This is a genomic window from Candidatus Nitrosopumilus sp., from assembly GCF_965263415.1.
Lineage (GTDB): Archaea > Thermoproteota > Nitrososphaeria > Nitrososphaerales > Nitrosopumilaceae > Nitrosopumilus.
In genome coordinates this window covers 1,308,218-1,333,937 of the sequence record NZ_OZ253671.1, presented here as the reverse complement: position 1 = coordinate 1,333,937, position 25,720 = coordinate 1,308,218, and the positions used below count along the sequence as shown (strand labels likewise).

Sequence of the window (25,720 nt, the reverse complement as noted above, 5' to 3'; positions counted from 1 at the left end):
TTTTGTTGTGGTTGATAGTAATGACATTTTTTGCATAATGTCTCGTACATGAGTCATGCGATCACGATTGTATTTCTACTAATAATTTTTTCTGACTAGACTCAAATTAAATATTGCGAGATCTAATTGTAATTGTGAAAGTTGGAGTTGTAGTTTTTCCTGGTAGTAATTGTGATCGTGACATGTACCATGTTTTAACTGACGTCTTTAATCTTGATGCTCAATACTATTGGCATGAAAAGTCTCTACCAAAAAACATAGATGCTGTAATTCTTCCAGGTGGATTTTCTTATGGTGATAGACTTCGCGCTGGAGTAATTGCTGCCCATAGTCCTATTATCAAAGATGTTCAAAAAATGGCAAAAAAAGGAATCCCTGTTTTAGGCGTTTGTAATGGATTTCAAATTCTAGTTGAATCTGGTCTCTTGCCAGGTGTTTTGCTCAAAAATGAATCTCTTAACTTTATGTGTGAATGGACAAATCTCGTTGTAGAGAACAACAAGACTCCGTTTACAAATCAGTTCAAACTACGACAAAAAATTCCAATTCCTATCGCAAATGGTGAAGGAAGATACTATGTTGATGATGACACTCTAAAAGAACTAAAGAAGAAAAATCAAATTGTGTTTAGATATGATGAAGTGGTAAATGGGTCTTCAAACAGAATAGCAGGCGTTTGCAATGAAGATGGAAATGTTGTTGGCATGATGCCTCATCCTGAACGAGCAGTTGAATCAGAAATTAATCCAATTGATAACAAACCATCTTCTTTAATTTTCGAATCTCTATTATCTAAAATGGGTGTAAGCAATTGAGTTTGGAACCTCAAGAACTAACTGAATTAAAATCTAAAATTGGAAGAGAACCCACTTCTACTGAATTACAAATTATTGCAGCAGAATGGTCTGAACACTGTTCTTACAAATCATCAAAAAGACACCTCAAAATGCTGCCAATGAAAGGCCCTCTTGTTATTACTGAGAAAGGATATGATTCTGGTGTTTTGGATGTTGGCGGTGGCTATGTTGTTACTGCTCACATTGAAAGTCACAATCATCCTTCAGCTGTAGAACCATATGGTGGAGCTGCAACTGGTGTTGGTGGTGTAATTCGTGACATCTTATCTGCTGGAACAAGACCCATTGCAATCTTTGATGGGTTGAGATTTGGAGATATTGAAAAGGACCAACAAGCAAGATGGTTGTTCAAAAATGCTGTTACTGGAATTGCTGATTATGGAAACTGTTTGGGAATTCCAACAATTGGTGGTGAGGTTGAATTTGATGAATGTTATGAAAATTATGCACTAGTCGATGTTGCTGCTGTTGGCTTTGGTAAAAAAGAGAATTTGATCAAAAACCATGCCAAAAAAGGTGACATTGTTGTATTGATGGGTGGCTCTACAGGCAGAGATGGAATTGGAGGTTCTCAATTTGCATCTGATTCACTAGAATCTGAAGACCGCTCTGCTGTTCAAATTCCTGATCCATTTATTGAAAAATTAATTATTGAAGCAATCTTGGAGGCAAGAAATGAAAAACTCATCCATGCAATGAAAGACTTGGGTGGTGGTGGATTGTCCTGTGCAATTTCTGAAACTGCTGATGCATTGGAGATAGGAATTGAGATGGATGTAGACAAGGTACACACAAGAGAGTCTGACATGCATCCTGATGAGATTATGGTTTCAGAATCTCAAGAAAGAATGTTAATTGTAACTAGTAAAATTAAATTTAAAAAACTACAAGAAATCTGCAAGAAATTCAGAATTGGCTGTTCTGTTATTGGTACTGTTAAATCTGATAATCAAATGCATGTCAAAAAAGGCAAAAAAACATTTGCACATCTTCCAACTGATGTTGTTGCAAATGCAACATTGCTTGATTTGCCTTCAAAAGAGCCTGCATATCTAAAGAATCTTGAAAAAGAAAAGAAACTCAAACCAATTTCAGACTATTCTAAAACTATGATGAAACTACTTTCATCACCAAACATTGCAAGCAAGATTTGGGTATATGGACAATATGATCATGAGGTTGGAATTAGAACTGTAGTAAAACCTGGTAGAGATGCATCGGTGCTGAGATTAGATAATGGAAAATTCCTTTCAATCAAAATAGATGGTAATCCAAAACAATGTTACATTAATCCAAGAGAAGGTGCAATTGGATGTTTTGAGGAAGCATGCAGAAATGTTGTCTGTACTGGTGCAAAACCAATTGGAATGTTAGACCATCTTCAATTTGGTAATCCAAAAGACCCCGAAATATTTTGGACATTTTTAGAATCTCTAAAAGGATTAACTGACTTTGCAAAAGACTTCAAAATTCCATGTGTTGGAGGAAAAGTGAGCCTATATAATGAAACTCCAAATGGTCCTATCAAGCCTACTCCCTTAATTGGTGTCATTGGTCTAATTGACAAAACTCCACAAATTCCTCAAAGAATCAATAATGACGATTACCTGATAATTGTTGGAGAAACTAAAGATGAACTTGGAGGTTCAGAATACTTTGAATATGTTCTCAAATTCATTGGAGGAAGATGCCCTGCAGTTGATTTTATAGAATCAAAAAAGAATATGAAATCTGTTTTAGAAATAATTCCAAAGAAACTTTTGAAATCTGTACATGATTGCTCTAAAGGAGGATTGGCAGTTGCAGTATCTGAATTATCTATGAATAATCAGATTGGATGTAAAGTTGATTTGAATAATGTTCCTGCCAAAAAATTAGATGCAGACAGAATCTTGTTTTCAGAAAGTCACTCTCGTTATCTTTTGACATTTGATAAGAAAAATCTCTCACAAGTTGAAAAAATCCTCAAAAAGAACAAGACAACATTTAGCATTATAGGTAAATTTGGAGGAGAAAAAATTCAATTTACAAAGGGCAAAAAATCAATCATTGATCTAAGAGTTGATAAAGCGCAAAAAACTTGGTTAAATTCGTTAAAGGATTTGGTACTACATGGATAAACCTCAGCATATTCTTGATGACAAGCCAAAAGAAAATTGTGGTGTTATTGGTATCTATAGTCTAAGTGGTGCGAATGTAATCCCGATGGCAATTGATGCATTACGTGCTTTACAACATCGAGGTCAAGAAGCATGGGGTCTTGCGATTCCAAACAAACCTCCTCTCAAAAGATTAGGTCTTGTGTCTGCTGCATCATCTGAATTCAAATCAATTGCAGAAGAATACTCTTCGCCATGTGTGATTGGGCACGTAAGATATTCTACTATGGGTAGAAGTTCCTTAGAAAATGCACAGCCTCTCAAAGTAAAGGATCTTTGTGTTGCTCATAACGGAACAATTGCTAATGTCCAAGAATTATCAAACTTGGTGGGTGGATGTTCATTTACTCCTCAAAATGCCAGTGATACTTTGGTTGCTGCTCAAAGACTTGTTTCATTAATTTCTGAAAATGGCCAAATGGGAAAAGCACTGTCAGTTCTCAAAAATGAGATGGTTGGCTCGTATTGTTTTACTTTTATCTCTGATGATAATTCTGTCTTTGCTGCACGTGATCCTAAAGGATTTCGTCCAATGGTTTTGGGTCACAAAGAATCTGATGATACCTACATTGTTGCTTCAGAATCTTCTGCAGTTTCTGCAGTTGGAGCTAAGATGCAACGAAATGTAACTCCTGGCGAACTCATCCGAATGAGCAAAGATGGCATTGCCACTGAAATGTTTTCTGATGAGCCTAAACGTGCACATTGTTCTTTTGAATTTACTTACTTTGCTCATCCAACTAGCAACATGGAAGGAACTAACATCTATGTTGCAAGAAAAAATATTGGTCGATACCTTGCAAAAAAATTCCCAATCAAAGATGCTGATTTGGTTATTCCTGTACCTGATTCGGCAAGACCTGCTGCATTAGGATATGCACAAGAACTTGGTGTATCTTTTGATGAAGGATTACTCAAAGACCGATATAGTAAGAAAGGACCACTACGAAGCTTCATTGAACCTCATCAGACAGACAGAGTAGAGATTAATCGTTGGATTATTCCAATTAAAGAAATCATTGATGGACAACATGTTGTTGTAATTGATGACAGCCTAGTTAGAGGTACAAGCTCCAAAGCTATCATTAAAGCACTACGACGAGCTGGTGCAAGAAAAATTAGTATGGTAATTACATATCCTCCAATCAAATTTCCATGTTATGCTGGAATTGATTTCCCATCTCAAGAAGAACTTGCAACATTTTCTAATGGAAAAGACCTGAATGATGAAGAAACCATTGACATGGTAAGAAAGGATATTGGTGCTGACTTTTTAGGATACAATGATGCTGAAAATCTTGCAGCAGCAGTAGGCATTCCTGCTGATTCTATGTGTTTTACTTGTGCATCTGGAAATTACGATTCTCTTGGCATTACTCCAGAGTTTAAGAGTAGAGAAGAAATCAAAGGAGAAGCAAGTTAATTATGCAAGCAATTTGGAATGATATTGTAATTGCTGAAAGTGATGCCACTGTTGTTGTTGAAGGTAATCATTATTTTCCAATTAATTCAATCAAAAAAGAATACTTTGAGAAAACTGACATGACTAGTTTTTGTGGTTGGAAGGGAATGGCAAACTATTATTCTGTAACAGTCAATGGTAAAACCAACAAAGATTGTGCATGGTATTATGCAGAACCAAATGACGCTGCTATGAAAATCAAAGGCATGGTTGCATTTTGGAATGGCGTTGAAGTAAAGTAACCAATTTAATTATTAGAATTCCTATAGAGATTTTGTGAAACAGTACACAGCATTACTTTGTATTGGTGTTGGGGTGATTGTAACAATTGGCATGGTTTTTGGTGCAGATTTTTTCAAGTTTTCTGTAACCACTCAAGATTATGAAATTTTTGTAGATCCACTTTTAGATGAACAAGGAATGTTTACCATGGGAAGAGTCACCATACAAAATCTTGGTGCAAAACCAATAACAAATCTTCACATCAATTTTGGAGATGGTGATATCTTGGATATCCAAACTCTTTCTGTGGGGCAAAAGATTATCGTCTCCCCTCCTCCTGAAAATTCCATGGAATTTGTGATGATTAGTGCGGATAATGACATATTTGTAAACAAGGCCTATCGAGAAATGCCAAAAATGGTAGGTATGATGGGGTCTTAGCAGTTAAATTCTCTAAAATTTCAGTATTTTTGCTTGGAATTTCTTACTAGTGGAAAAGTAAAGGATCTTTATGACGTTGATGACACTACACTTCTCTTCAAATTCTCTGATAGAGTTTCAGCATATGATGTAAAATTCAAACAAGACATACCTAGAAAAGGAGAGGTCTTGTGTAAATTTGCTGAATTTTGGTTCAATGAACTAGATGTTCCAAATCATTTCATAAAACGTGAATCTGAAACTGAAATTCTTGTAAAGAAAATGAATATGCTTCCAATAGAATGTGTAGTTCGTGGCTATTTTTATGGTAGTTTGGTAAGTAGATGGAAAAAAGGTGAAGTCAAAATTCCTGAGGGAACTGATACTGCACTAGCTGCAAAACTTCCTGAGCCTATATTTGATCCTACAACAAAATCTGAACACGATATCCCTATTGACAAAACAAAGGCAATTGAAATGAAACTAGTTTCTGAAGAACAATACAATTGGTTAGAAAAAACTTCAATTGAAATTTACAAAAAGATGGCCAAAACTGCTGATGATGTTGATTTTATTTTGGCTGATTTGAAATTAGAATTTGGAGTTTTAGATGGTAAGATTACTTTGGGTGACTCTATTGGCCCTGATGAGTATCGTTTATGGCCAAAAGATTCCTTTGAGGTTGGTAAAATCCAAGAAGCATATGATAAACAACTTTTGCGTGATTGGTTGACTGCAAATGGATATCAAAAGCAGTTTGATGATGCTAGAGATAATGGGCAAGAGCCAATGCCTCCTGAAATACCAACTGAGATTATTTCTAAAATGACCGAACGTTATGTCACTGCATATGAAAAAATCTCTGGTAAATCACTGTAAGTGCATCTTTGTATTCAATGTTGACTATTAGTTAACTTTCAACTCGAATTCTATTTTTGCAAATATCTAAAATTACGTCCCAAAAACGTATTTTCCAACATATCTTCCCTGATCCCCTGTTTTTTGGTATTTTACAAAAAATTTAAGACCGTTACAATAATTCTTTATCCGATACAATATACATTATAGTGGTTTAACTTTTGTTGATTGCATTACAATAATTATCATAGTAATACTGATGAATTTAGTACCACTATGATTTTTTTAAAAGTAAAAAAAAATTGATGCGATTAGACAAAAAAATATGATACAAGGATCTTTTAGATCAGAAACAAACGTAAACTCAGTATGTCTACGTTATTAGAAAAGCAAATCAAAGTTAATCGTATTGTTACGACAAGTATTGAACACGCTCGAGCAATTGAAGACCCTGCCCGTGCAAAAATTGTTGAGATATTATATCGTCAAGCTCTCTCAGCTGATCAGATTACAACTGCCTTGAAAAAATCTGGAGTCAAAAAAGCATTAACCACAATTCGTCATCATTTAGAAATTCTAAAAGAATCTGGACTGATTGAAATTGTAAAGATTGAAGAATCTCGTGGAGCCATAACAAAATTTTACAGTACATCTACAAAACTACTTGATTTTGAAACTCCTGAAGATTTTGAATCAAAATATTCAAAAATCATAGATAACACATCTGCAAAAATTGAAAAAGTCCTTAAAGGACTAACTCCAAAAACCGGAAAATCAAAAGGCAAAAAATCTGAAGAATATTCTCAGTATTTGGTTATGGAGATCATGAATCGTGCCATGACAAATGTGCTTGAAAATTCTGGTAAAAAATAATCGTTACACCTAAGTATTTCTTGCAAGAAATTCTTGTATGGTACGTGTGTTTTACAGCCAGAAAACTGAAGACCTCGTAGAAAAGATGACGCTTACAAATTGGCGTCATCATGTTCAAGATGAACTTGATCAAGAACATCAAGATATGTCTGATAACTGGAAAATGTGTGCAATTGGTGAGAGGATAAAGATTGAAGGTAAAGATCTTGAATCAATAAAAGATCTTTCTCCTGAAGCGATCCGACTTGGATATGAGTTTTCAGTTGCAATGCAAGAAAAAGATAATCAAAAAGCACTTGAAATTATTACAAAAATTGAACAACTTTCAACAATATGGAGAAATGAAATTCATGGATGAAAAAGCTGTAAAATTATTTTCTGAAAAAAATCTTGTATATATTGCAACTATCATGAAAGATGGTTCTCCACAAGTTTCACCTGTTTGGGCAAACTTTGAAGATGGGTTTGTTTTGGTAAACACTGCTGAAGGACGAATAAAACACAAAAATGTTTTACGTGATCCTAGAGTTGCAGTTTCTGTAGTTTCAAAAGATAACCCACTTGACATGACAACAATTCGTGGGGTGGTTGAAGAATTAATTCCTGATTATGACTATAAACATGCAGACAAATTAACACAACAATACATGGACCGTGAACATTATCCTTTCAAACGTGATGATGAGAAAAGAATTATTCTAAAAATAAAACCAAACAAAATTTTTGTTTTGCCAGAATTAAAAATGTCAGAGTGACAATTTAGATTGTTTCTAAATTCGAATTTAGAAATATAATTACTCAAGAAATGTTAATCATAAAAAAGTTAGCATAGACAGCTTAACGTCGACGTTTAGCTGCCTTTCTCTTTGGAGCGGCTCTACGTTTAGTAGCTGCCTTTCTCTTTGGAGCTGCTTTTCTTTTAGCTGCAGTTTTTCTCTTTGGAGCGGCTCTACGTTTAGTAGCTGCCTTTCTCTTTGGAGCTGCTTTTCTTTTAGCTGCAGTTTTTCTCTTTGGAGCTGCTTTACGTTTAGCTGCAGTTTTCCTTTTTGGAGCTGCTTTACGTTTAGCTGCAGTACGTCTCTTTGGTGCTGCTTTCTTAGCTGCATTTCTTGCACGTGCTGCCTTTCTCTTACGAGCTGCTGCTTTCTTTGCTGCTTCAGCTGCTTTCTTTGCGGCATTTCTCTTACGAGTTCTTGCTGCTTTCTTTGCTGCTTCAGCTCTTTTGGCTTTAGATATTGCCATGATTTTTTTCAAAAATGATGTGTGTTATATGGTAAAAGTCACACAATATTACGTAAACTATAGAAAAACTTGACAATTATTTTTGATTTTTATTTTTCCGATCAACAATTTGTTATGCAAATTAATGCAGTGTCCACTGTTGATTGTTCTTTTTGTGGTCTGATGATTATCTTGTACGTTTTATCTTCATCAAATGGAATATCAAATTGTGTTGTCTTTTCTACTGGTTTGTTAGGTTCTAACCACTCTAAAAGAAGATCTTTTGAAGAAAATTCCCCATAAACTGCTTCATGTTTTTGTTCTTTCTCATCAACTATGTAAAATTGTCCGCCTGACAGTAATGTTCTTTCTTCACTTCCTATGTTTTTTGCAGTAATTCCGATCATCACAAATGTATTTTCTGGTTGTTTTTCTTTATCGCCTTCATGTGTTCCTTCAAATGTTATTACATACTCAACTGGACCTACTGTGACTATTTCCCCTGCATAAGTCTCAATAAAATTAGTCTGATATTGTGTGTACGTGTACATTGCAGCTCCCATTGAGACAAGTATTGCTCCAATTACTATTACTACGCCTAATCCTGCCACAAAAGCCAGTGGTTTTTTTGATATATAGTTGCATAGTTTCTCAAAGTCGTGTGTATTTTGTGCCTATATTGCGTCAAAATATGTAATTCCAATGTAATGCCCAAAATTGGGAATTAGCAAAGGTTAAATTCCCAAAAGTGGCAATTACATCATGGATAAGACTGTAGTATTAGGATCAATACTAGCAGTATTTGTTGTGTCTAGTTTGATGATGTCTCCTGCAGTAGCTGCATCTGTCCATGAATTTACTGCAATCGCATTGTCTTTTAGTGATGAATTCAAAGTCAGAATTACTGCAACCGCTGAAATTCCACAAGATGGCACTGGTGTCTCTTATGGTTATGGTGTTGTTACTGAAGAATACTTCTTTGATACAATTCTGGTGACTGCTACCCATGGTGGATTTTTAGAAAGTGCAGTACAACATGGACCTGAGGATCCAAAATGGCATAGTCATTATCTGACTCTTACAGATGACGGTGATGTGGATAACGTATGTACTGGTTTAGAAATTGCAGATATTTCATATGATGCTCCTGGCGATGTAAAAATTTACGGTGAAAATATTGTATTTGATGGAGTAAAAACACTAGACAGTGTTAATCCTATGACTGGAGAAAGCAATACTTTCCATGGCGGTGAAAACATTGTTGCAATAATATCATTTGACCTTACTCCTGTCTTTAATGATGGTGAACTTACAAACGTCTGTGTAGACGTTAATGGATTATATCCAATACAATAATCATTTGATATTTTATCAAAGTCTTAATTCATCGTTGTGATATTTTGTGACATAAAATCGACAATAATTTGGGTTCTTTTTCTCTATTTTTTACCAAAAAACAAGGGGTTTAGCTTTTACGCCTAACAAAAAAAGATCATACATGTTTAGCTGGGACATCTTGGTGGTTTGAGGGTTGCATTTCATATCTAGGCACAAGTGTTCAACCCCCCATCAAAACGCCTAATTTTGAAAAAATGGTATTGTGCCTAATTAGGGTAAAAATAGAGGGGGGTTTAACGCCTAGGCATAATTATGAAAAATTACTCATTTTAGAACTTTTGAGACTTTACATAACCTACTCTAAAACTTGAATGATTATTTCTTATGATTGGTCATATTTTCTGTCAAAATAGGGGGGGTTTTTGGATGAAAATACTGTCGATTATTGCATCAACATGTTACATCTTGGAAAAACTCATCTTGAAAATGTACAAAAAAGGGGCATATGCCCCTTGCTGAAATTACAAAACTTGAGTTTATTGTTGTTCTACTCTGATTGTAATCTTGCCTTTTTTTGCAGTATTAACTACTTTGAGGGCTTTATTCATAACCCCCATGCCAAATCTTGACAATTCTGTTGTAGAAATTGTAAGTTCTCTTGGTTTTGATTTTGTTGTTTTTCTTTTCATGATTAGAATAAGGTAATTTTTGATATAAGGCCCGCGTATAATTGATAAATCGTCTATTTCTTAGAATGTCTTCAAAAGGAATCTGGCAGTTTTTTCATGCATTTCTGAGACTCTATCCATGGCATCAAACAATCCTTGTTGATTGATATTTTCTTCCTTGTCTAACACCACATATACGCCAATCTTTCGTTTTCCATCTTCTGTAGTATTTTTATTAATTGCTTGTAGCGTATAACAATAATCTGCTACTTTTTTCTCAAATTTCTCTTTCTCCTCTTCACTAAACCCTAGATATCTTGCAATCTGATTGTTTTTCATATTTACTTTGGAACCAACTACTAAGATCCCTTGTTGCGCTTTTGGTTCAAAAACTTCTACTGGAACTCCTGCAGGACCTGCATGTTTTACAAGAATTTGAAACGTATTTTCTGGATTTTTAACATCTTCAAACTTTAACCCCTCATGAATTAACCATCTTTCTACATTATCTCTCATTCTTGATGCACTCATCACAAATCATTGAAAGTGCTTCTATATGATTCTAAATCCAATGATTACAGTACTAAATTTATAATATTTCTAAATTCGAATTTAGAAATATTACAAATCTTTACCTGTAAAACACCGAATTTTTCTAAACGTTTACTCTAAAACCAGGACCAAACTCGGGTATGAGTGATGCAATAATTGCATTGAAAACTAACCCTGCAACCATCAATGCAATTCCTACCCATAAACAATTTTTTGCTTTTTTTGGATCATCCTTCCGTAAAATGAAATACGCAATAATCCCTCCTATTATTCCAAAAAATATTGGTAACAAAAACCAAAGATTACTTCTTGGTCTTTCTGGATATGTCATTTTCTTAAAATTATTTTGTAGTAGCTGCTTTTTTCTGTAACTGTGTAATCTCAATTTCTACAGTTTCTAGTGGATCTTCTACTTGATTTCGTTTAATTGAGAACATTTTTGGTTTTTCAAAATCATCTGTACAATCTGGACATGCATAAACTAACACTCTGTGTTCGTTTGGTGCTTTTGGATTTGATAATCTTGGGTAATACACCAGTCTTGCGCCACAATCAACACAATATCTGTTGGCCCTTCTAGTTCTGACCAATGTAAACCTCCTGCATTATTCTAAATATGCGATCATCTATTAGATCTATATTGTCTAATAGTGTAAACCAATTGCTGTCAACCGATCAATATTTCTAAATTCGAATTTAGAAATATTATTTTTCTACACCAGTAATTATGTTACTAGTATCAAAATAAAATATTTCAAAACTCGAGTTTAGAAATAAGTGGCGCCGCCCATCAGACTTGAACTGACGACCGTCCGATTAACAGTCGGATGCTCTACCACGCTGAGCTAGGGCGGCAACATGTTTGTACCTTGGCAAAAGTGATTTAATCCTTGCGACTATGCAATTTAGACCAAAGTTGTTGGTAGTTTAGTTAAATTTGGCAAAAAATTCTTTGATTTCTTTTGAATGACTTTCTACTAATTCGATTATCTCCAAGTGTTCATCTGCCGTAGGTTCTCTTTGATGTACAACTTGAAATGCACTAAGTGCTGAACCTACCATTTCCCCAACAAAAAAACCACACAAGAAATCTCCAATTTTTTCACAATTCCAAATCTCTCCCACTCTTGGAGAAGCTCCTGATTTTTTGTATAATTCCAAAGTCTGTAGGATCAAATCTGTTGTTTGTTTAGCAAACTCTGGGTCTAGGGTCATTAGAAAAACTAGAATCTATTTTTCTATGCCTTTTTTCTTTTCATAGACGTAGATGCCGTCTAGGAAAACTCTGTGATCTTTGTTCTTTACTTTAGTTTTTAGTTCAATATTTGCTGCAGTTTGTGTAATATCTGTCCAAACTTCTCCAGTAAGAAGTACGTCTTCTCCTTTTGGAATAACTTTTGTGTTTCCCATGATGTGTGTACTTCTTGGTGCTCTTTCACCTTGATAGTTTTCAATTAGAACTTTCTTACCTTCCACTTTTACTGTAATTGGAAAGTGTGCAAAGACTACTTTCATTTTTATTGTATATCCTTCAATAAGACCTTCACAAATATTTCTAATAATTGATCTTGCAGTATGTAAGATTGCATAATCTCTTTTTCTCTCACCAATTGTTTTGAGATTTATTTTACCATCTGCGATTTCAATTTTTACTGGAATTTTTCTGAAATTTTTATGTGTTTTACCTAATGGGCCTTCAAACAGTAACATGTTTTTGTTTTGTGTAACTGTTACTCCTTCAGGAATTGTCACCTGGTCTTGCATTTTTTCGAGTTGACTAGTAGACATATCCTATCAAAAATCCTCCAATTCCTTTTTGTGTTGCTTCATGATGAGACATTACTCCTTGGTTAGTAGTAACTAGAAGCATTCCTCTATCATATGCTGGCAAATACTGTTGTTCCCAGTTGTTAAACTCATCTGTCTTTACTTTGAATCTTGGTGATATTGCTCCACACTTTGTAATTTTTGCCAATAATTTGATTTTGAATTTTCCACCTCTTTTATCATCAATGTGTTCAAACTCTCCAATGTATCCATCTTTTTGAAGTGTTTTGAGAACTTCAATTCCTAATTTTGAAGTTGGAAGAATTGTACATTCACCCTTTCTTCTTGTTTCATTATTGTATAATGTGACAAATAGATTTGCTAAAATGTTCGTTGCTGGCATGATATCACCGATTTTTCCTGAATCCTAAAGATGTTGCTACTTCTCTGAAGCATCGTCTGCATATCATTAAATCATATTTTTGAATAACTGCTGTGTAATCCCCACATCTTTTACACCATCTTGAACCTCTGCCAAAGTCGTGTTTTTTTCTTCCAGTAAATTCGTATGATCTATCTTTTGCCATTATGCTACTGTCACTCCGAATTCTTTTGTTAGATAATCCTTTGCTTCTTGATTTGTAATAATGTGAGATTTACCAACACTTGCTTTGTGTTTGCTTCGTCTTCTAATTCCATAACCTGGTCTAGTTAGTGTAACTGAAATTCCCAGACCTAAAATTCCAATTGATGGTTCATACTTTACACCTGGAATGTCTATGTGTTCGTTAATTCCAAACGAATAGTTTCCAAAATTATCAAAGGATCTACCGTTTAGAGTATTTCCTTTTGCTTCAAACAATCTTTTCAATAGTGCTTTTGCGTCATCACCGCGAATTGTTACTGCCACACCTATTGGTTCGCCTTTTCGTATTCCCCAATCTCTTTGAGTTTCTTTTGCATTACGTGCTGATGGTTTTTTACCTGAAATTTGTTCTAATGCTCTACTTGCAATCTCAATTACATCTCCTGATTTGCCCAATCCCATGTTGAGTACTACTTTCTCTAAGGAGATTTTTTTCATTGGAGATTCTGTTGTTTGAGACATATTATCACTTTAATTGAATTACTGGTTCCTCTTTTCCGATTGGCATAATGATGTCTGCTGGAATTTCGATTTTTCTATCCCCTAAAGATAGAATAACTCTTTTTGGAAGAATGAATGTACCTTCTTCAATACTTTCAATCTTTCCAATTTGTCCTGCGTTAATTCCACGTGTTACTAGTCCGTTATTACCTGCTTCTAATTTAATTACTTCAAGAATTTTTTGATCTGGAACTTGAATTAAACATACATCGCCAACATTTACTTTGGTATCTGAAAGTTTCGAACGACCATCATGAAATCCGATTTGTGTTTTTCCTTTGTTAATTGTAGTTTTACTTGTAACTCTTACAAGCTTTTTTGTTTTTTCTGATTCATTAATTTTAATTGGTTTTAGTAATTTGCCATCTGTTGGAACAAGGCGATAAACATCTGAAACATTTTCTAGTTCAACTACGTCCATTAATCCAATTGCATGATGAAGTGATTTTCTAACTACTCCGTCAATCTTTACTTTTCCAGAATAGATTGAAGTCTTTGCTTCTCTGAGACTTGTAACAATCTTTAACATGTCTCTAAGAAATACTGCTGTTGGAACGGCATGATGTTTCTTGTGTGGTCCTGGTCTTGTTGTGATTACAAACCTCTTGTCTTTTCTGGTAATTCCCCAGAATTGAGGTGCCATTTGACGTTTGAGTTTTTTACTACCTGAAATACTTACCATTAATTCTCATCTTCCTTTTTTTCGGATTTTTTCTCCACTTTTGTTTCTTTAGGCTCTTCTTCTGGAGTTTTTTCCTTCTTTGGTGCTTCTTTAGCTGGTTTTTCTTCTGCTTTTGGTGCTACTTTAGGCTGTTTTCTTGGATCTTTACCTTCTAGTTTTGCAATTCTCCATTTGTCTTCTGTGTTAAGTGATGTGACTAATAGATTTGAAGTATGAATGAAAACATCGAATTTATCGCCTTTTGTTTTCTCTTTTTTAATCCCTTCAATTGCAACACTGCTTTTTTCTGTAGATACTTCTGAAACTTTACCATCAACTCCTTTGAATTCTCCTCTTACAATAGTTACACTGTCACCTTCAACTACTCTGACACTTCTCTTTCCGTATTTTTTATGAAGGTCTTTTGATAGTGCACTTCCAAGTTGTTTACTTTTTGTTTGGTAAGATGCACGATAAATCATCTTGTTACGCATTTTAGTTGGTTTCATCTTCTTATACCACCATTGATGCCAAGTTAGCTACTCTTGGCCATTTCTCTGAAGCTTCTGCTGCAACTGGTCCTTTGATGTCTGTTCCTTTTGTTTCTCCCTCTGGAGTAATCAACACTGCTGCGTTGTCTTCAAAACAAACTCTTACACCGTTTAATCTTCTAACTGCATACTTTTGTCTAATTATAACTGCGCCATACACTTGTTTTCTTAATTCAGCTGGTCCTTTCTTTACAACAACATTACAAAAGTCTCCAACTGATGCTGATGGAAGTCTTGATGCTCTTGTTTTATGTCTTGGAACATTAATTACTTCTAAAATTTTTGCACCCGAATTATCTGCACAAACAATGTTTGCACCAACCGGAATTACTTTAGTTACATATGGACGGAATTCTTCTACCCCTTTACCTGCTTGTTTTGCCATTATGATCTAACCTCCACAACAACATATGAGACTGATTTTGATATTGGTCTGCATTCTGCAGTCAATACACTGTCTCCTGATTCAACATCGATACATCCAGGCACATGAGCATGAATACTGCTTTTTCCTCTTGCATATCTTTTGAATTTGTTAAAGTAAACTGGTGCATCTTTTTGTAAAGTAATTGTTTGTCTGGCTTTACTTCCTGTAACTTTGCCATCAAAGAGTTTTCCTCTAATTGCTAATTCTCCATGGAATGGACAATGTTTGTCTGTACACTCTCTTTTTGGCTCTTTGACTTTTAATCCAATATTTCTAGTCATGCCTTTCCTCCAATTCTATCAAATGGTCTTTTTGCAATTTTGGAACCTTCGACAACAACATCATTACTGTCAATTGAAAATTTCCAATTACTTGTTGATTTTGCAATTGATCTTTTACCATTTTCTGTGTTAATTGTAAACATTGATTTTGTTTCATTTTCGATTCTTCCATTTAATCCTATTACTTGTGGATTAGTTGATTGTACAATTTCGGTGTTCAATCCGATAAATTCATGTGATGTTATGTTATCTACTGTGATCATTTCTCTTTCATCTCGTTTAGTCTAGTTAGCATTCTTGCAATATCATGTCTCAATGGTCTGAGTTTTCCACTTTCTTTTCTTAGTGTACCTTTAGCTGCATCTACTCTAAGTTTTGAAAGCTCACTTCGTGATTCTTGAATCTTGCTTTTTAGATCCTTTTCGTTTAATTGTTTAATTGTCTTCATACTGATTCTGGTCATTTGAGTTTGGCCTCCTCTTCTTCTAATGTTTCAAGTTCTTTCATTTTTTCTTCTTCTATTGCAATTTGTTCAGATTCAGTTCTTGCTTTCTTTTCTGCTGCAGTTTCATCTCTCATCTTACCTGTTTCTGCGTCTTTGACTTGTTTTGCTTTCTTTGGCTTCTCTACTTTCATTTCAAACTCTGGAACAAATTTTTCTTTTCTTGCAATTCTAATTCTAATTCCAATTAATCCCATTGCAGTTCCTACATGTGCAATGTCTTCTGCAACAATTACTTCTGCATGATGACCTGCTCTTGGTAAAATTCCTGCTGTGTGTTTCTCAAATGCGGAACGATCACCCCTTAGTTTACCTGAAATTGTAATTTGTACACCCATGGCACCATTTTCCATGATTTGTTTTAAGGTCCACATAGTTGCTCTTCTAAATGCAGTTCCTCTTTCAAGATGTGAAGCCATTCTGTTACACATTACACTTGGTGATAGTTCTGGTTTCTCGATTTCTACTACTGAAATTTGTGGGTTCTTTAATCCAAAATCTGTTGCTAGTTTGTCAGTAAGGTCTCTGATTCCTGAACCTTTTCTTCCAATAACTATTCCTGGTCTTGTAACATGTAATGCAACTCTAGTTCCTGTTGGTGTCTTTGAGATTTCTGCATGTGAAAACCCTGCTTCTTTGATTGCAGCTCTAAGATAATCTTTGAGTAGCATCATGTTGTAGTTGTCTTTGATTACGTTTTTCACAGATGACATTTCTAAATCTCCTGAGCCACCAACTCTACATGTGTCAATACGTTGTTCTTTGGAGTTGCTCTTCCCATTGCTCTTGGGATGAATCTCTTTACAATAACTCCTTTGTGAACAGTTGCGTTTACAATCTTTAATCTATCTAAATCCATTCCTTTGTATTCTGCATTTGATTCTAAATTATCTAAAACTTTGATGAATTCTTTTGCTGTTTTTTGTGGATAACGTCCTGCCATCATACCAGGATCTCCTTTGTGTCCTACTTGGTTTTTGTATCTTCTAAATGCAACTGCTCTTTCTTTGTGTATTACTGCTTGCAAGTAATCTCTTGCTTTCTCAATTGATAGTCCTTTGATTGCAACTGCAACTTCTCTTGCATGTTTGTGTGACATGTCTTTTTCTCTAACTGAAGAGCGTACATGTCTTGTTGCATCATAATTTTGGAAAGCGTAACCGAATCTACCCATAATAATCACTTCAATGGCACATAAAGGCTGGATCTTGATGCACCAACACCTGGTGCACCGTGTGAAACCTTCTTGTTTGTTATGACATATTCTCCCAAGTAGTGACCAATCATTTCAGTTTTGATTGTAACTGGTCGGAATTCTTTTCCTGAGAAAACATTTACTGTAACATCTACCATGTATGGTAGGATAATCAAATCTCTAACATGAGTCTTGATTGGATTCTTTAATTTTCCTGCTTTTGCTGCTTTGATCTCTTCAATTAATTTTCTTTTACCATCATTAATTCCTCTGGTAAGAGATCTTCTTTGTCTTGCATTGAATAACTGGAATAATTTTTCTAATGACATGTTATCAAGTTCTTCTTTTGGAATGCCTCTGTATGAAAATTCTTTAACCATTTTTGTTCTTCACCTTCTAGCTCCCTATTATAGCATTCCTATCCTTGTTGCGAGGTCTCTTGCTTTTTCTGTATTTTCGAATTGAACAAATGCTTTCTTACCGTAAATGGTTCTTGCTGTGTTGACGTTAGTGACTTTTTCTTTGTATAGTGTGTTAACTGCATCAACAATCTCTGGTTTGCTTGCTGATCTCTCTACTATGAAACAAATTTTACTTTCATTTTCTACCATTGCAAATGTCTTTTCAGTAATGTATGGTTTGAGTATGATTTTACTTGCTTGATCTACATTCATTGTACTTTCGCCATTACCTCTAGATGTGTTGATTTTATTTTTCCAATTTCTTCAATTGCAGATTTGGAATAAACGGTTAATCTAATTGGATCAGAACCTGGTGCTAAATCTAATACACTCAAATCTTTAACACTTGTTGCTTCTACACCTGGTAGTGCACCAATTGCTTTTGAAATGTTTGATGCATCTTTAGTTACAAATAATACACTCTTTCCAACTTTCTTACTTCTTCCTCTAAGTCTTGATTGTCCAGAACGTACTTTTCTTGTTTCTAATCTTTGTACATCTTGTGTTAGTTTTAATGAATCAAGTATTTTGGATACTTCACTTGTTTTAGATACTGATTCGATATCATCTGAAACTACAATTGGGAATGACTCTATTCCTTCTACTTTATGTCCTCTTGATTCAACTCTGTCTTTTGATGCAGTTGCAGCAATTGCAGAACACAATGCTAGTTTCTTTTCTTTTTTGTTTAATTTTTTGTAAATTACTTTTTCAACAATAGGTGGATGTGCTTGTCTTCCTCCTCTAGTTGATGCAACTTCCGCACCTTGGCCTTGTCTTCCACCACCTCCGCCTTGTGCTCTGGCAACACGAGAAACACCTTGACCTGTTGGTGGATCATTGGAATCTGCTACTACATCTTGTCCTGCAGTTGGATGCCTTCCTTGTGGTTGGAATTTGTGTGATGTAAGATTAGTGAAAGCTTTGTGAATCAATTCTCTTCTAAATGGTGTAGAAAATACTGGTGGTAATTCTACTTCTCCATCTTTTGTTCCAGTTGTTGTGTATACTGCTGTCTTGGTCATACTACTACCTCCAAGATATTTGGTTTGTTGACTTTGTCTGGAACATTTCTGATTTGACTTCTTAGTTTGATTAATCTTCTATATGCTCCAGGAACTGAACCTTTTAGAATAATAAAGTCTCCTTTAACTAAACCAAAATGTTTGAAACCTCCATCTGGATTAATTTTTAATTTATCATCATCAGTGTTACCCATAATCATAATTCTTTTGTCGTATTCTACTCTTTGATGGAATCCGAATTGTCCTGCTCTTGGAACTGTGTACATGACACTTTGTGGTGAGATTGGACCTAGTGACCCAACTTCTCTAACTGTCTTTCTTGATTTGTGTTGTTTCTTTTTTACGTTCCATCTTTTCAAAACACCTTGCCATCCTTTACCTTTTGTAATAGCTGCAACGTCAACACTTGCTCCTGTTTCAAAAATCTGATCAATCTTAATTTCTTTTCCAAGTAATTCTTTGACATGTGAAAATTGTTTTGGAATGTCTCCTCCACTTACTGAAGCTTCAAAGATGTATGGTTTCTTTTGCTCAAGTCCTGCAGCACTAGGAGATATTGCAACAATTGCAAAAATCTCTTTAATCTTTTTCAAACTTTTTTCTGCATTCTCTAATGCATTTTCTTGTTTGTTCTTTAATGAAATTTCTTTAGCAATGCTTTTTGGAATATCTTCTGCATAAACATCAAACTCTGCATGTCGGCCGTCATGATCTTTTGAGTAACCTCTAATTCCTAAAATCAATACTGGTGGTGTAACTAAAACTGTTCCAAGACTTACTAGTTGTTTTCCTGCATTAGGTACTTTCTCACGATCATCAATACTGACAATCTGAACACACCCTGCTTTGAAACCACAATGAGCTAAAATTTTTGGCTCTTCTGAATCTAATTTTGGCCATGCTCGGATTCTTGCCTCCATGCTTTTAGCACGTACTCTAGGTGAATACGCAAGGCTTCCTCTACGTGGTGAATGTCTTTTTCTAGCACCCATGACTAAAACGCATCATCGATTGCCCTCTATTAAACCCTGTGAGACATGGTTAACCACTAAAAAAATACTAGTTAACCAACTGTGCCTAAAAATCAAATATTTAGAATTTCATTTAACATGTTCCAAATTGTAATTGTACCAATAACAATTCCTGCTGCTCCAACACCAATTGCCAACAACAAAAAATTTTTTCTTTCTGCCATGATCATGATACATTTTGTGCATTAATTATTGATAATGTTCCAAGTAATGCTTCTTCTAAGCGTACTGTCTGTGTGGCTTGGTTTGGGAAAAAGTTTAGCGACTTTGCATTTTGCACATTTTTCATCTTCCCTCCCAGAATTTCATGAATTCCTTTCTCAGGTGAACCAAACACTACGAGTGTTGGTTGATCTGACTTTGTATATTTTGCAATTTGTTCTTTTGTTGCTGTTTTACCTTTTCTTGATGTAAGAATTATGTTCCCTTTCCATTCTGATAATAACGAAAACAGATTTGCTCGTTCTTTGACTGTATATCCCCAATAATCTGGCGTTTCATTTCTATTGATTTCTTTAATTGAAAAATTTGGATACCCTTCTTTGAATTGCACTGTTACTCTTTTTCCCATTGATGTTTTACCAAAAAATGGAATCAATTGGTTAATTCCTACATCTACAAACCTTTTTCCTTTGACACTTACTACTATTCCTTCTCTAACATCTCCTTTACTTACTTTCTTTGGATTTGCTAGTGTAACATGACTTGGTATTCTTAGTGGTTGTAAAACTCCTGCAAATTTTAAATCATTTACTTTTGAAAACAGCCTTCGTCTCAAAAACTGTGGTGTTTCTAAATATTTTAGAATCATTACCATTAAATTTCCATCTTGTTTATTGTTACCTTCTTGATAGACATAGATTGTCTCAATTTTAAAAATTGCACATGCTCTTGCTAGAACTGAAATTTTTCTAGTCTTGTCTATCTTTAGGGATTCATCTGATAGAGAAGATTCAGGAATTGCAACGGATAATTTCAATATAATCGAGTCTCACAAACAGATAAAATAATTAGTTCTTGTCGTGTGGATAGTTTTGTTTTGCAGCATTTGCATAATTTGCAATTTGCTCATCTGAAACTATTTCGTATAAACCAGTATCTGTTTTGATATGTGCCATTCTGATGTGGCCTGTCCCATCTTTGTCTTCACTTGATAGATAAATTCCTGCAGCTGCTAATGCAGATGCATCATCTAATGAAAGATCATTCTTGTATGTTTTTTCTAAAAAGTCAGTTACTTCATCAGAACCTGAACCAATTGCAATTGCATCATATGAGATGTATGTTCCACTTGGGTCAGTCAAATACAATTGTGGCTTACCTCCGACAACTCCGCCAAGAATTAATGCAACACCAAATGGTCTTACACCTGCATATTGGGTATATTGTTGAGATTGATCAGCTAAGTGTTTAGCAATTGTTTCAACTTCTACTGGTTCATCATAAATCATTTTGTTACTTTGAGAAAAGAATCTTGCATTGTCAACTTGACTTCTAGCATCTGGAATATATCCTGCTGCAGCCACTCCAACATGATCATCAATTTGGAAAATCTTTTGTGCTGTTTTGGAAATTTGTAATTTTCTTGGTTTTTCTTCAACTGCAATTACGATACCATCTTTACATTTTACACCCACTGCAATTGTTCCTCTTCTTACAGTCTCGATTGCATATTCGACTTGGTACAATCTGCCATCTGGTGAGAATACTGTGATTGCTCTATCATAACCTTGTTGTGCAGGAAGCATTTGATTCCAATGCTCTGAAAGTTTAATTTAAGTCTAGCCTATCTAATTTGCCGTGAGATTCGAAATTGAATTTTCAGGACATGAAAATATTAGATCAAATCACCAAAAAACTATCGAGATTACAAAAGAGTCTACTTTGACACCTCAAGGTGATTGTATCGTTGGTATAAACGCAAATTACGCATGTGCTGATTTACCACAAGATCTAAAAGAGAAATTAAAAAATTCTGATTCAAAAATTACATTCTCAATTGATGTGGGCAAGCACAATTTCACTGTGGAAGGAAAAGGCCACCCTGATCTAATTCTTACCCATGATGAGGATATTGTAATTCGAAAAAGTGATTTTGTATGTCCTAGAACTTTGGCTGTAAAATGCGACAAGGCCTCTGATTTGTTGCCACGAGAAATGGTTTCTTTGTTACAAGATCCTAAAACTAAAGGAACCTTTACTATTACAGTTGATTAAAACTGTGACAATTTTATAGTGATTAATTGTATTTTGATCATGGGCAAGAAAACTAATCTGTTTATTTTAATGCCGTTAGCAGCATTTGCCGCAATAATTCTTGGTTCAGGAATGTATATGACATTGTGCAAAAATGCTCTTGTTCCACTTCCATGTTGACTCAATAATTTCCATCTTTAGTTAATTCTGATTTATCATGATTTTCTTAAGACATAACAAACTAGGTTATTCATGGTAAAACCTACTATTGAGTTACCTATTTCTAAAAAACCAACAGATGCTGAACTAAAAAAACTCAAAGATTATTTCAAAGAGATGCCTGTTGATGAAATACTTACTGGACTCAAATTTGCTAAAAATAGGTGGTCTGCCAAAGATGCAGGAACTCTAAAGGTTGGAAGAAAGAGCATTATCCAAAAAGAAGTTCATTCTGTAACTACTGAACAAGCTCAATGGAGATTAAAAAACTGGAAGATGATGATTGCAAACTATAGAAGGAGAGGATACAGTTACCCTACAATTTCTAGAATAAAAAAAATTTTAATTCAAAAAAGTAAAAAGAAAAAGTAATTCAAATCATTGGTGTTCTAAAACAAATATCTCCATACACATTAAGACAATAAGTAAACAACAACACAAATCCAATAATTGCAGGAGGCGTAAAAATTAGAAAATATGTACGCGTTTTCATATTTCTTAACTGATCAAATATTCCCATTTTTGTCCCTATTGGTTATTGAATTGAAGATTCCATTTCTTTGAGTATCTTCTAATTAGATAGACTGCAATTGCATATGTGACTACACTATGCACTATTATCATAACAATTCCTAATTCTGGATTTTGTCCTAAAAGTGCATATCCCCAACTGAATCCTGTTTCTTCTGAGAATACTTTTGCTGAATAAATAGAATTTTCTTCAAATGGATACACTACCATTTGTATTCCTGTTGAGACTGCTGCCCATGCAAGCATTATTGCCATGTACCATCGAAATCTTTTGACTCTGTATGATGCAACAATGTCTGCTATTGGAATAAAACAGAAAATTGTTTGCCATGTCATACTAACAGGGCCTTTGGCTGGCATGAATTTATGAAATTATGATTGTTAATTAGCTTTACGAAAGAATTGTTTGTAAAAATAAAAAGAAAAAGAGTGGAAATAATTTCTACTGAACGGTTACTTCGCCTTCCATCCATGGATGCAATTGGCAATAGTAGTAGTATTCTCCTTCAACGTCGAATGTATAAGACCATTCATCGCCGCCAGACATGAAACCACTATCAAACAATCCATCTTCATCCTCAGGTGTAGGTTTTTCTGCTCCTGTAGAACTAACTGAAGTTACTGTATGTGGCAGTGAATCAGAATTAACCCATGTTACTGTGTCTCCAACATGAACATGTAGATCAGCTGGCATGTAACACCAATCATCTACCTCACATCCTGGTACACCAGAACCTACTGGTATATCGACATGATTTGGTGGCAATTCTTTCATTACTGGAATACCCGTATCAGACATTGCAGCTGCTGCAGCAAGTTCTGCATCTTCAATCACTTCATGAATTTCATGAATTACATGTTCTACAGAAACATTACCAGTATCGTAGATGTTAAGTTGTATACCTGCATCTTCAATGACTTCAGAGGTAATGTATAATCCTGTAAATCCCTCATGAATTTCGATGATTTCTGCTAATGCATCATCTGCTGATGTGCCATCTAACTCATACTCGTGTAGAACTTCGTCTAAAGCTCCCATGTATTCAGGATTGACATTTTGTGGTTCAGCTGTCAAGTGAACTGCTTCAACTGCATCTGCTCCAGATAGTTTACCTGAATCGATGTGACCAATGATTACATCTACTGCTTCAATAAGATCAGATGTGATGTACAAATCAACAAAGCCTGCATGTGTCTCTTTGATTCCATCAATAGCTTCATCAGCTGATATTGCATCTTTCTCGAACATGTGAATCACTTCATCTAATGCACCCTGATACTCAGGATTGACATTTTGTGGTTCAGCTGTCAAGTGAACTGCTTCAACTGCATCTGCTCCAGATAGTTTACCTGAATCGATGTGACCAATGATTACATCTACTGCTTCAATAAGATCAGATGTGATGTACAAATCAACAAAGCCTGCATGTGTCTCTTTGATTCCATCAATAGCTTCATCAGCTGATATTGCATCTTTCTCGAACATGTGAATCACTTCATCTAATGCACCCTGATACTCAGGATTGACATTTTGTGGTTCAGCTGTCAAGTGAACTGCTTCAACTGCATCTGCTCCAGATAGTTTACCTGAATCGATGTGACCAATGATTACATCTACTGCTTCAATAAGATCAGATGTGATGTACAAATCAACAAAGCCTGCATGTGTCTCTTTGATTCCATCAATAGCTTCATCAGCTGATATTGCATCTTTCTCGAACATGTGAATCACTTCATCTAATGCACCCTGATACTCAGGATTGACATTTTGTGGTTCAGCTGTCAAGTGAACTGCTTCAACTGCATCTGCTCCAGATAGTTTACCTGAATCGATGTGACCAATGATTACATCTACTGCTTCAATAAGATCAGATGTGATGTACAAATCAACAAAGCCTGCATGTGTCTCTTTGATTCCATCAATAGCTTCATCAGCTGATATTGCATCTTTCTCGAACATGTGAATCACTTCATCTAATGCACCCTGATACTCAGGATTGACATTTTGTGGTTCAGCTGTCAAGTGAACTGCTTCAACTGCATCTGCTCCAGATAGTTTACCTGAATCGATGTGACCAATGATTACATCTACTGCTTCAATAAGATCAGATGTGATGTACAAATCAACAAAGCCTGCATGTGTCTCTTTGATTCCATCAATAGCTTCATCAGCTGATATTGCATCTTTCTCGAACATGTGAATCACTTCATCTAATGCACCCTGATACTCAGGATTGACATTTTGTGGTTCAGCTGTCAAATGGATTGATTCGATAGCTTCTTCGACATTCAATGTTCCTCTATTGTAGTGATTAAGTTTTTCACCTACGCCATCAATAATATCATTAGATATTCTAGCAGATTTGTATTGTTGATGCGTCTCCATTATACCATCTAATGCTTCATCAGATGATATTTTGTCCAACTCAAATTTGTGGATAAAAACATCTAGCTTGGCTGGGAATTCTTTATCAGCATTGTGATCTGAAACATAAACTTGTTTTATTTCAACAGTTTTAGTTTCTGCTGTAACTCCATAAATTGATGGTATGAACATTTTTGCCCATTCATCTTCGTATGCTGTTTTTCCGCCTGGGTATTCAGAACATAGCATTAATCCACAGATATCTGTACTTGATGAAACAGTACCTTGAGATTTTAGTGCTTCAGCATTTGGAATTAGATTCATTCCAACTGTACCGACAACCATGATTGCTGCCATAAATATTACTAGGCTAGTTTTTGTCATTGTAACTTGACTTGAAATTTTTCATTTAAACGATCGGTACATTCTTCGAAATTATTCTAACTCTATGTAATGAGAATTATCTCAATTATCGGTTCTCGAAAAAATTTTTTTATTTTTTTAATTTTGATTTACGTTTTGTTCTTAATGCTGTGCCACAGCATGGACATTGTGCATTGTCTGTTTGTATGTATGCATCACATGATGTACATCGTTTTACACCTATTTGGTATCTTTTTCTTTCTGATCTATACCTTTCACAAATACCTCTGCACCCCACATCGTAAATTTTTTCAAATTATACTATAATGATATTCTATATTCTAAAATCATAGAATCATGATTATTGT

39 protein-coding genes and 1 tRNA gene are annotated in these 25,720 nt (G+C 34.9%); 12 read left to right on the top strand and 28 right to left on the bottom strand.

Annotated features, from left to right (window positions below):
• Positions 1-134: 134 nt before the first annotated feature.
• The 9 genes from purQ (at position 135) to ACQY22_RS08515 (ending at position 7,606) form a co-directional block, all read left to right on the top strand.
• On the top strand, positions 135-815 hold the full coding sequence (purQ, locus tag ACQY22_RS08555) for a phosphoribosylformylglycinamidine synthase subunit PurQ (protein WP_428325541.1): 681 nt from the start codon (positions 135-137) through the stop codon (positions 813-815).
• On the top strand, positions 812-2,977 hold the full coding sequence (purL, locus tag ACQY22_RS08550) for a phosphoribosylformylglycinamidine synthase subunit PurL (RefSeq protein WP_428324272.1): 2,166 nt from the start codon (positions 812-814) through the stop codon (positions 2,975-2,977). Before purQ ends, purL begins: the two co-directional genes overlap by 4 nt.
• On the top strand, positions 2,970-4,439 hold the full coding sequence (locus ACQY22_RS08545) for an amidophosphoribosyltransferase (RefSeq protein ID WP_428324271.1): 1,470 nt from the start codon (positions 2,970-2,972) through the stop codon (positions 4,437-4,439). The genes purL and ACQY22_RS08545 overlap by 8 nt, the downstream gene beginning before the upstream one ends.
• Before the next feature lie 2 nt (positions 4,440-4,441).
• Positions 4,442-4,720 (top strand): DUF427 domain-containing protein, encoded by a 279-nt coding sequence (locus ACQY22_RS08540; RefSeq protein ID WP_428324270.1) that lies wholly within the window; start codon positions 4,442-4,444, stop codon positions 4,718-4,720.
• 34 nt (positions 4,721-4,754) lie between these two features.
• The gene (locus ACQY22_RS08535; RefSeq protein WP_428324269.1) at positions 4,755-5,141 is read left to right on the top strand and encodes a hypothetical protein; all 387 of its coding nucleotides are present in this window, start codon (positions 4,755-4,757) and stop codon (positions 5,139-5,141) included.
• Positions 5,142-5,174: 33 nt separating this feature from the next.
• Positions 5,175-5,999: a phosphoribosylaminoimidazolesuccinocarboxamide synthase gene (gene purC, locus ACQY22_RS08530; protein WP_428324268.1), complete on the top strand. Its 825-nt coding sequence runs from the start codon at positions 5,175-5,177 to the stop codon at positions 5,997-5,999.
• Between the two features lie 348 nt (positions 6,000-6,347).
• Positions 6,348-6,851 carry a helix-turn-helix domain-containing protein gene (locus ACQY22_RS08525; RefSeq protein WP_428324267.1) on the top strand — a complete coding sequence of 168 codons (504 nt, stop codon included), beginning with the start codon at positions 6,348-6,350 and terminating at the stop codon, positions 6,849-6,851.
• Between the two features lie 37 nt (positions 6,852-6,888).
• Positions 6,889-7,209 (top strand): hypothetical protein, encoded by a 321-nt coding sequence (locus ACQY22_RS08520; RefSeq protein ID WP_428324266.1) that lies wholly within the window; start codon positions 6,889-6,891, stop codon positions 7,207-7,209.
• A complete protein-coding gene (locus ACQY22_RS08515) occupies positions 7,202-7,606 on the top strand; it encodes a PPOX class F420-dependent oxidoreductase (RefSeq protein ID WP_428324265.1) in 405 nt (134 codons plus the stop codon). The genes ACQY22_RS08520 and ACQY22_RS08515 overlap by 8 nt, the downstream gene beginning before the upstream one ends.
• Positions 7,607-7,688: 82 nt before the next feature.
• Here the strand turns inward: ACQY22_RS08515 and ACQY22_RS08510 are convergent, their stop codons facing one another.
• Positions 7,689-8,093 (bottom strand): hypothetical protein, encoded by a 405-nt coding sequence (locus tag ACQY22_RS08510; RefSeq protein ID WP_428324264.1) that lies wholly within the window; start codon positions 8,091-8,093, stop codon positions 7,689-7,691.
• Positions 8,094-8,194: 101 nt separating this feature from the next.
• Complete coding sequence (locus ACQY22_RS08505) at positions 8,195-8,683, bottom strand: DUF4352 domain-containing protein (protein WP_428324263.1); 489 nt, start codon at positions 8,681-8,683, stop codon at positions 8,195-8,197.
• Positions 8,684-8,834: 151 nt separating this feature from the next.
• Between ACQY22_RS08505 and ACQY22_RS08500 the strand changes: the two genes are divergently transcribed.
• Positions 8,835-9,428: a hypothetical protein gene (locus ACQY22_RS08500; RefSeq protein WP_428324262.1), complete on the top strand. Its 594-nt coding sequence runs from the start codon at positions 8,835-8,837 to the stop codon at positions 9,426-9,428.
• A 518-nt stretch (positions 9,429-9,946) separates the two neighbouring features.
• Here ACQY22_RS08500 and ACQY22_RS08495 read toward each other — a convergent pair.
• From ACQY22_RS08495 to ACQY22_RS08380, 24 genes are all read right to left on the bottom strand, one after another.
• Entirely contained in the window at positions 9,947-10,099 is a 153-nt protein-coding gene (locus tag ACQY22_RS08495) for a hypothetical protein (protein ID WP_428324261.1), read from the bottom strand.
• A 60-nt stretch (positions 10,100-10,159) separates the two neighbouring features.
• Positions 10,160-10,609, bottom strand: coding sequence for a DUF2299 family protein (locus ACQY22_RS08490; RefSeq protein ID WP_428324260.1), 450 nt, complete (start codon positions 10,607-10,609; stop codon positions 10,160-10,162).
• Between the two features lie 124 nt (positions 10,610-10,733).
• Complete coding sequence (locus ACQY22_RS08485; RefSeq protein WP_428324259.1) at positions 10,734-10,961, bottom strand: hypothetical protein; 228 nt, start codon at positions 10,959-10,961, stop codon at positions 10,734-10,736.
• A gap of 10 nt (positions 10,962-10,971) precedes the next feature.
• Entirely contained in the window at positions 10,972-11,220 is a 249-nt protein-coding gene (locus ACQY22_RS08480) for a hypothetical protein (protein ID WP_428324258.1), read from the bottom strand.
• A gap of 188 nt (positions 11,221-11,408) precedes the next feature.
• Positions 11,409-11,485: transfer RNA gene (locus tag ACQY22_RS08475), tRNA-Asn, on the bottom strand.
• 72 nt (positions 11,486-11,557) lie between these two features.
• On the bottom strand, positions 11,558-11,845 hold the full coding sequence (locus ACQY22_RS08470) for a hypothetical protein (RefSeq protein ID WP_428324257.1): 288 nt from the start codon (positions 11,843-11,845) through the stop codon (positions 11,558-11,560).
• Between the two features lie 15 nt (positions 11,846-11,860).
• A complete protein-coding gene (locus ACQY22_RS08465; RefSeq protein WP_428324256.1) occupies positions 11,861-12,418 on the bottom strand; it encodes a 50S ribosomal protein L6 in 558 nt (185 codons plus the stop codon).
• Positions 12,408-12,800: a 30S ribosomal protein S8 gene (locus ACQY22_RS08460; RefSeq protein ID WP_012215178.1), complete on the bottom strand. Its 393-nt coding sequence runs from the start codon at positions 12,798-12,800 to the stop codon at positions 12,408-12,410. The genes ACQY22_RS08465 and ACQY22_RS08460 overlap by 11 nt, the downstream gene beginning before the upstream one ends.
• Before the next feature lie 4 nt (positions 12,801-12,804).
• Positions 12,805-12,984, bottom strand: a complete 180-nt coding sequence (locus ACQY22_RS08455; protein ID WP_012215179.1) for a 30S ribosomal protein S14 — start codon at positions 12,982-12,984, stop codon at positions 12,805-12,807.
• Positions 12,984-13,505, bottom strand: a complete 522-nt coding sequence (locus tag ACQY22_RS08450; protein ID WP_428324255.1) for a 50S ribosomal protein L5 — start codon at positions 13,503-13,505, stop codon at positions 12,984-12,986. Before ACQY22_RS08450 ends, ACQY22_RS08455 begins: the two co-directional genes overlap by 1 nt.
• A 4-nt stretch (positions 13,506-13,509) precedes the next feature.
• Positions 13,510-14,226 (bottom strand): 30S ribosomal protein S4e, encoded by a 717-nt coding sequence (locus ACQY22_RS08445; RefSeq protein ID WP_428324254.1) that lies wholly within the window; start codon positions 14,224-14,226, stop codon positions 13,510-13,512.
• Entirely contained in the window at positions 14,226-14,714 is a 489-nt protein-coding gene (rplX, locus tag ACQY22_RS08440) for a 50S ribosomal protein L24 (protein ID WP_428324253.1), read from the bottom strand. Before rplX ends, ACQY22_RS08445 begins: the two co-directional genes overlap by 1 nt.
• 4 nt (positions 14,715-14,718) lie before the next feature.
• Positions 14,719-15,141, bottom strand: a complete 423-nt coding sequence (locus ACQY22_RS08435; protein WP_428324252.1) for a 50S ribosomal protein L14 — start codon at positions 15,139-15,141, stop codon at positions 14,719-14,721.
• Entirely contained in the window at positions 15,141-15,464 is a 324-nt protein-coding gene (locus ACQY22_RS08430; protein ID WP_428324251.1) for a 30S ribosomal protein S17, read from the bottom strand. The genes ACQY22_RS08435 and ACQY22_RS08430 overlap by 1 nt, the downstream gene beginning before the upstream one ends.
• The gene (locus ACQY22_RS08425; RefSeq protein WP_428324250.1) at positions 15,461-15,727 is read right to left on the bottom strand and encodes a ribonuclease P protein component 1; all 267 of its coding nucleotides are present in this window, start codon (positions 15,725-15,727) and stop codon (positions 15,461-15,463) included. Before ACQY22_RS08425 ends, ACQY22_RS08430 begins: the two co-directional genes overlap by 4 nt.
• Positions 15,724-15,927, bottom strand: a complete 204-nt coding sequence (gene rpmC, locus ACQY22_RS08420) for a 50S ribosomal protein L29 (RefSeq protein WP_428324249.1) — start codon at positions 15,925-15,927, stop codon at positions 15,724-15,726. The genes ACQY22_RS08425 and rpmC overlap by 4 nt, the downstream gene beginning before the upstream one ends.
• Positions 15,924-16,679, bottom strand: coding sequence for a 30S ribosomal protein S3 (locus ACQY22_RS08415; RefSeq protein ID WP_428324248.1), 756 nt, complete (start codon positions 16,677-16,679; stop codon positions 15,924-15,926). Before ACQY22_RS08415 ends, rpmC begins: the two co-directional genes overlap by 4 nt.
• Positions 16,680-16,681: 2 nt before the next feature.
• Entirely contained in the window at positions 16,682-17,140 is a 459-nt protein-coding gene (locus tag ACQY22_RS08410; RefSeq protein ID WP_428324247.1) for a 50S ribosomal protein L22, read from the bottom strand.
• A 5-nt stretch (positions 17,141-17,145) separates the two neighbouring features.
• On the bottom strand, positions 17,146-17,541 hold the full coding sequence (locus ACQY22_RS08405) for a 30S ribosomal protein S19 (RefSeq protein ID WP_428324246.1): 396 nt from the start codon (positions 17,539-17,541) through the stop codon (positions 17,146-17,148).
• Positions 17,542-17,568: 27 nt separating this feature from the next.
• Positions 17,569-17,835 carry a 50S ribosomal protein L23 gene (locus ACQY22_RS08400; RefSeq protein WP_428324245.1) on the bottom strand — a complete coding sequence of 89 codons (267 nt, stop codon included), beginning with the start codon at positions 17,833-17,835 and terminating at the stop codon, positions 17,569-17,571.
• Entirely contained in the window at positions 17,832-18,647 is an 816-nt protein-coding gene (gene rpl4p / locus ACQY22_RS08395; protein WP_428324244.1) for a 50S ribosomal protein L4, read from the bottom strand. Before rpl4p ends, ACQY22_RS08400 begins: the two co-directional genes overlap by 4 nt.
• Complete coding sequence (locus tag ACQY22_RS08390; RefSeq protein WP_428324243.1) at positions 18,644-19,639, bottom strand: 50S ribosomal protein L3; 996 nt, start codon at positions 19,637-19,639, stop codon at positions 18,644-18,646. The genes rpl4p and ACQY22_RS08390 overlap by 4 nt, the downstream gene beginning before the upstream one ends.
• A 205-nt stretch (positions 19,640-19,844) precedes the next feature.
• The gene (locus ACQY22_RS08385) at positions 19,845-20,657 is read right to left on the bottom strand and encodes a putative RNA uridine N3 methyltransferase (RefSeq protein ID WP_428324242.1); all 813 of its coding nucleotides are present in this window, start codon (positions 20,655-20,657) and stop codon (positions 19,845-19,847) included.
• 31 nt (positions 20,658-20,688) lie between these two features.
• Entirely contained in the window at positions 20,689-21,426 is a 738-nt protein-coding gene (locus tag ACQY22_RS08380) for an archaeal proteasome endopeptidase complex subunit alpha (protein WP_428324241.1), read from the bottom strand.
• 52 nt (positions 21,427-21,478) lie between these two features.
• Between ACQY22_RS08380 and ACQY22_RS08375 the strand changes: the two genes are divergently transcribed.
• Both ACQY22_RS08375 and ACQY22_RS08370 read left to right on the top strand, forming a co-directional pair.
• Positions 21,479-21,895, top strand: coding sequence for a DUF371 domain-containing protein (locus tag ACQY22_RS08375; RefSeq protein WP_428324240.1), 417 nt, complete (start codon positions 21,479-21,481; stop codon positions 21,893-21,895).
• A 231-nt stretch (positions 21,896-22,126) separates the two neighbouring features.
• Positions 22,127-22,465 (top strand): hypothetical protein, encoded by a 339-nt coding sequence (locus tag ACQY22_RS08370; protein ID WP_428324239.1) that lies wholly within the window; start codon positions 22,127-22,129, stop codon positions 22,463-22,465.
• A gap of 156 nt (positions 22,466-22,621) precedes the next feature.
• On the opposite strand, the gene ACQY22_RS08365 is transcribed toward ACQY22_RS08370, so the two are convergent.
• Both ACQY22_RS08365 and ACQY22_RS08360 read right to left on the bottom strand, forming a co-directional pair.
• Complete coding sequence (locus tag ACQY22_RS08365) at positions 22,622-22,984, bottom strand: hypothetical protein (RefSeq protein ID WP_428324238.1); 363 nt, start codon at positions 22,982-22,984, stop codon at positions 22,622-22,624.
• Positions 22,985-23,066: 82 nt separating this feature from the next.
• Entirely contained in the window at positions 23,067-25,373 is a 2,307-nt protein-coding gene (locus ACQY22_RS08360) for a cupredoxin domain-containing protein (RefSeq protein WP_428324237.1), read from the bottom strand.
• Positions 25,374-25,720 lie beyond the last annotated feature (347 nt).

What these genes read in the sequence shown, in the direction of transcription:
- ACQY22_RS08545 (WP_428324271.1), top strand. Translation starts at nt 2,970, where the DNA reads ATGGATAAACCTCAGCATATTCTTGATGACAAGCCAAAAGAAAATTGT.
- ACQY22_RS08540 (WP_428324270.1), top strand. Translation starts at nt 4,442, where the DNA reads ATGCAAGCAATTTGGAATGATATTGTAATTGCTGAAAGTGATGCCACT.
- ACQY22_RS08525 (WP_428324267.1), top strand. Translation starts at nt 6,348, where the DNA reads ATGTCTACGTTATTAGAAAAGCAAATCAAAGTTAATCGTATTGTTACG.
- ACQY22_RS08520 (WP_428324266.1), top strand. Translation starts at nt 6,889, where the DNA reads ATGGTACGTGTGTTTTACAGCCAGAAAACTGAAGACCTCGTAGAAAAG.
- ACQY22_RS08515 (WP_428324265.1), top strand. Translation starts at nt 7,202, where the DNA reads ATGGATGAAAAAGCTGTAAAATTATTTTCTGAAAAAAATCTTGTATAT.
- ACQY22_RS08510 (WP_428324264.1), bottom strand. Translation starts at nt 8,093, where the DNA reads ATGGCAATATCTAAAGCCAAAAGAGCTGAAGCAGCAAAGAAAGCAGCA.
- ACQY22_RS08500 (WP_428324262.1), top strand. Translation starts at nt 8,835, where the DNA reads ATGGATAAGACTGTAGTATTAGGATCAATACTAGCAGTATTTGTTGTG.
- ACQY22_RS08495 (WP_428324261.1), bottom strand. Translation starts at nt 10,099, where the DNA reads ATGAAAAGAAAAACAACAAAATCAAAACCAAGAGAACTTACAATTTCT.
- ACQY22_RS08490 (WP_428324260.1), bottom strand. Translation starts at nt 10,609, where the DNA reads ATGAGTGCATCAAGAATGAGAGATAATGTAGAAAGATGGTTAATTCAT.
- ACQY22_RS08485 (WP_428324259.1), bottom strand. Translation starts at nt 10,961, where the DNA reads ATGACATATCCAGAAAGACCAAGAAGTAATCTTTGGTTTTTGTTACCA.
- ACQY22_RS08470 (WP_428324257.1), bottom strand. Translation starts at nt 11,845, where the DNA reads ATGACCCTAGACCCAGAGTTTGCTAAACAAACAACAGATTTGATCCTA.
- ACQY22_RS08465 (WP_428324256.1), bottom strand. Translation starts at nt 12,418, where the DNA reads ATGTCTACTAGTCAACTCGAAAAAATGCAAGACCAGGTGACAATTCCT.
- ACQY22_RS08460 (WP_012215178.1), bottom strand. Translation starts at nt 12,800, where the DNA reads ATGCCAGCAACGAACATTTTAGCAAATCTATTTGTCACATTATACAAT.
- ACQY22_RS08455 (WP_012215179.1), bottom strand. Translation starts at nt 12,984, where the DNA reads ATGGCAAAAGATAGATCATACGAATTTACTGGAAGAAAAAAACACGAC.
- ACQY22_RS08450 (WP_428324255.1), bottom strand. Translation starts at nt 13,505, where the DNA reads ATGTCTCAAACAACAGAATCTCCAATGAAAAAAATCTCCTTAGAGAAA.
- ACQY22_RS08445 (WP_428324254.1), bottom strand. Translation starts at nt 14,226, where the DNA reads ATGGTAAGTATTTCAGGTAGTAAAAAACTCAAACGTCAAATGGCACCT.
- rplX (WP_428324253.1), bottom strand. Translation starts at nt 14,714, where the DNA reads ATGAAACCAACTAAAATGCGTAACAAGATGATTTATCGTGCATCTTAC.
- ACQY22_RS08435 (WP_428324252.1), bottom strand. Translation starts at nt 15,141, where the DNA reads ATGGCAAAACAAGCAGGTAAAGGGGTAGAAGAATTCCGTCCATATGTA.
- ACQY22_RS08430 (WP_428324251.1), bottom strand. Translation starts at nt 15,464, where the DNA reads ATGACTAGAAATATTGGATTAAAAGTCAAAGAGCCAAAAAGAGAGTGT.
- ACQY22_RS08425 (WP_428324250.1), bottom strand. Translation starts at nt 15,727, where the DNA reads ATGATCACAGTAGATAACATAACATCACATGAATTTATCGGATTGAAC.
- rpmC (WP_428324249.1), bottom strand. Translation starts at nt 15,927, where the DNA reads ATGACCAGAATCAGTATGAAGACAATTAAACAATTAAACGAAAAGGAT.
- ACQY22_RS08415 (WP_428324248.1), bottom strand. Translation starts at nt 16,679, where the DNA reads ATGTCATCTGTGAAAAACGTAATCAAAGACAACTACAACATGATGCTA.
- ACQY22_RS08410 (WP_428324247.1), bottom strand. Translation starts at nt 17,140, where the DNA reads ATGGGTAGATTCGGTTACGCTTTCCAAAATTATGATGCAACAAGACAT.
- ACQY22_RS08405 (WP_428324246.1), bottom strand. Translation starts at nt 17,541, where the DNA reads ATGGTTAAAGAATTTTCATACAGAGGCATTCCAAAAGAAGAACTTGAT.
- ACQY22_RS08400 (WP_428324245.1), bottom strand. Translation starts at nt 17,835, where the DNA reads ATGAATGTAGATCAAGCAAGTAAAATCATACTCAAACCATACATTACT.
- rpl4p (WP_428324244.1), bottom strand. Translation starts at nt 18,647, where the DNA reads ATGACCAAGACAGCAGTATACACAACAACTGGAACAAAAGATGGAGAA.
- ACQY22_RS08390 (WP_428324243.1), bottom strand. Translation starts at nt 19,639, where the DNA reads ATGGGTGCTAGAAAAAGACATTCACCACGTAGAGGAAGCCTTGCGTAT.
- ACQY22_RS08380 (WP_428324241.1), bottom strand. Translation starts at nt 21,426, where the DNA reads ATGCTTCCTGCACAACAAGGTTATGATAGAGCAATCACAGTATTCTCA.
- ACQY22_RS08370 (WP_428324239.1), top strand. Translation starts at nt 22,127, where the DNA reads ATGGTAAAACCTACTATTGAGTTACCTATTTCTAAAAAACCAACAGAT.
- ACQY22_RS08365 (WP_428324238.1), bottom strand. Translation starts at nt 22,984, where the DNA reads ATGCCAGCCAAAGGCCCTGTTAGTATGACATGGCAAACAATTTTCTGT.
- ACQY22_RS08360 (WP_428324237.1), bottom strand. Translation starts at nt 25,373, where the DNA reads ATGACAAAAACTAGCCTAGTAATATTTATGGCAGCAATCATGGTTGTC.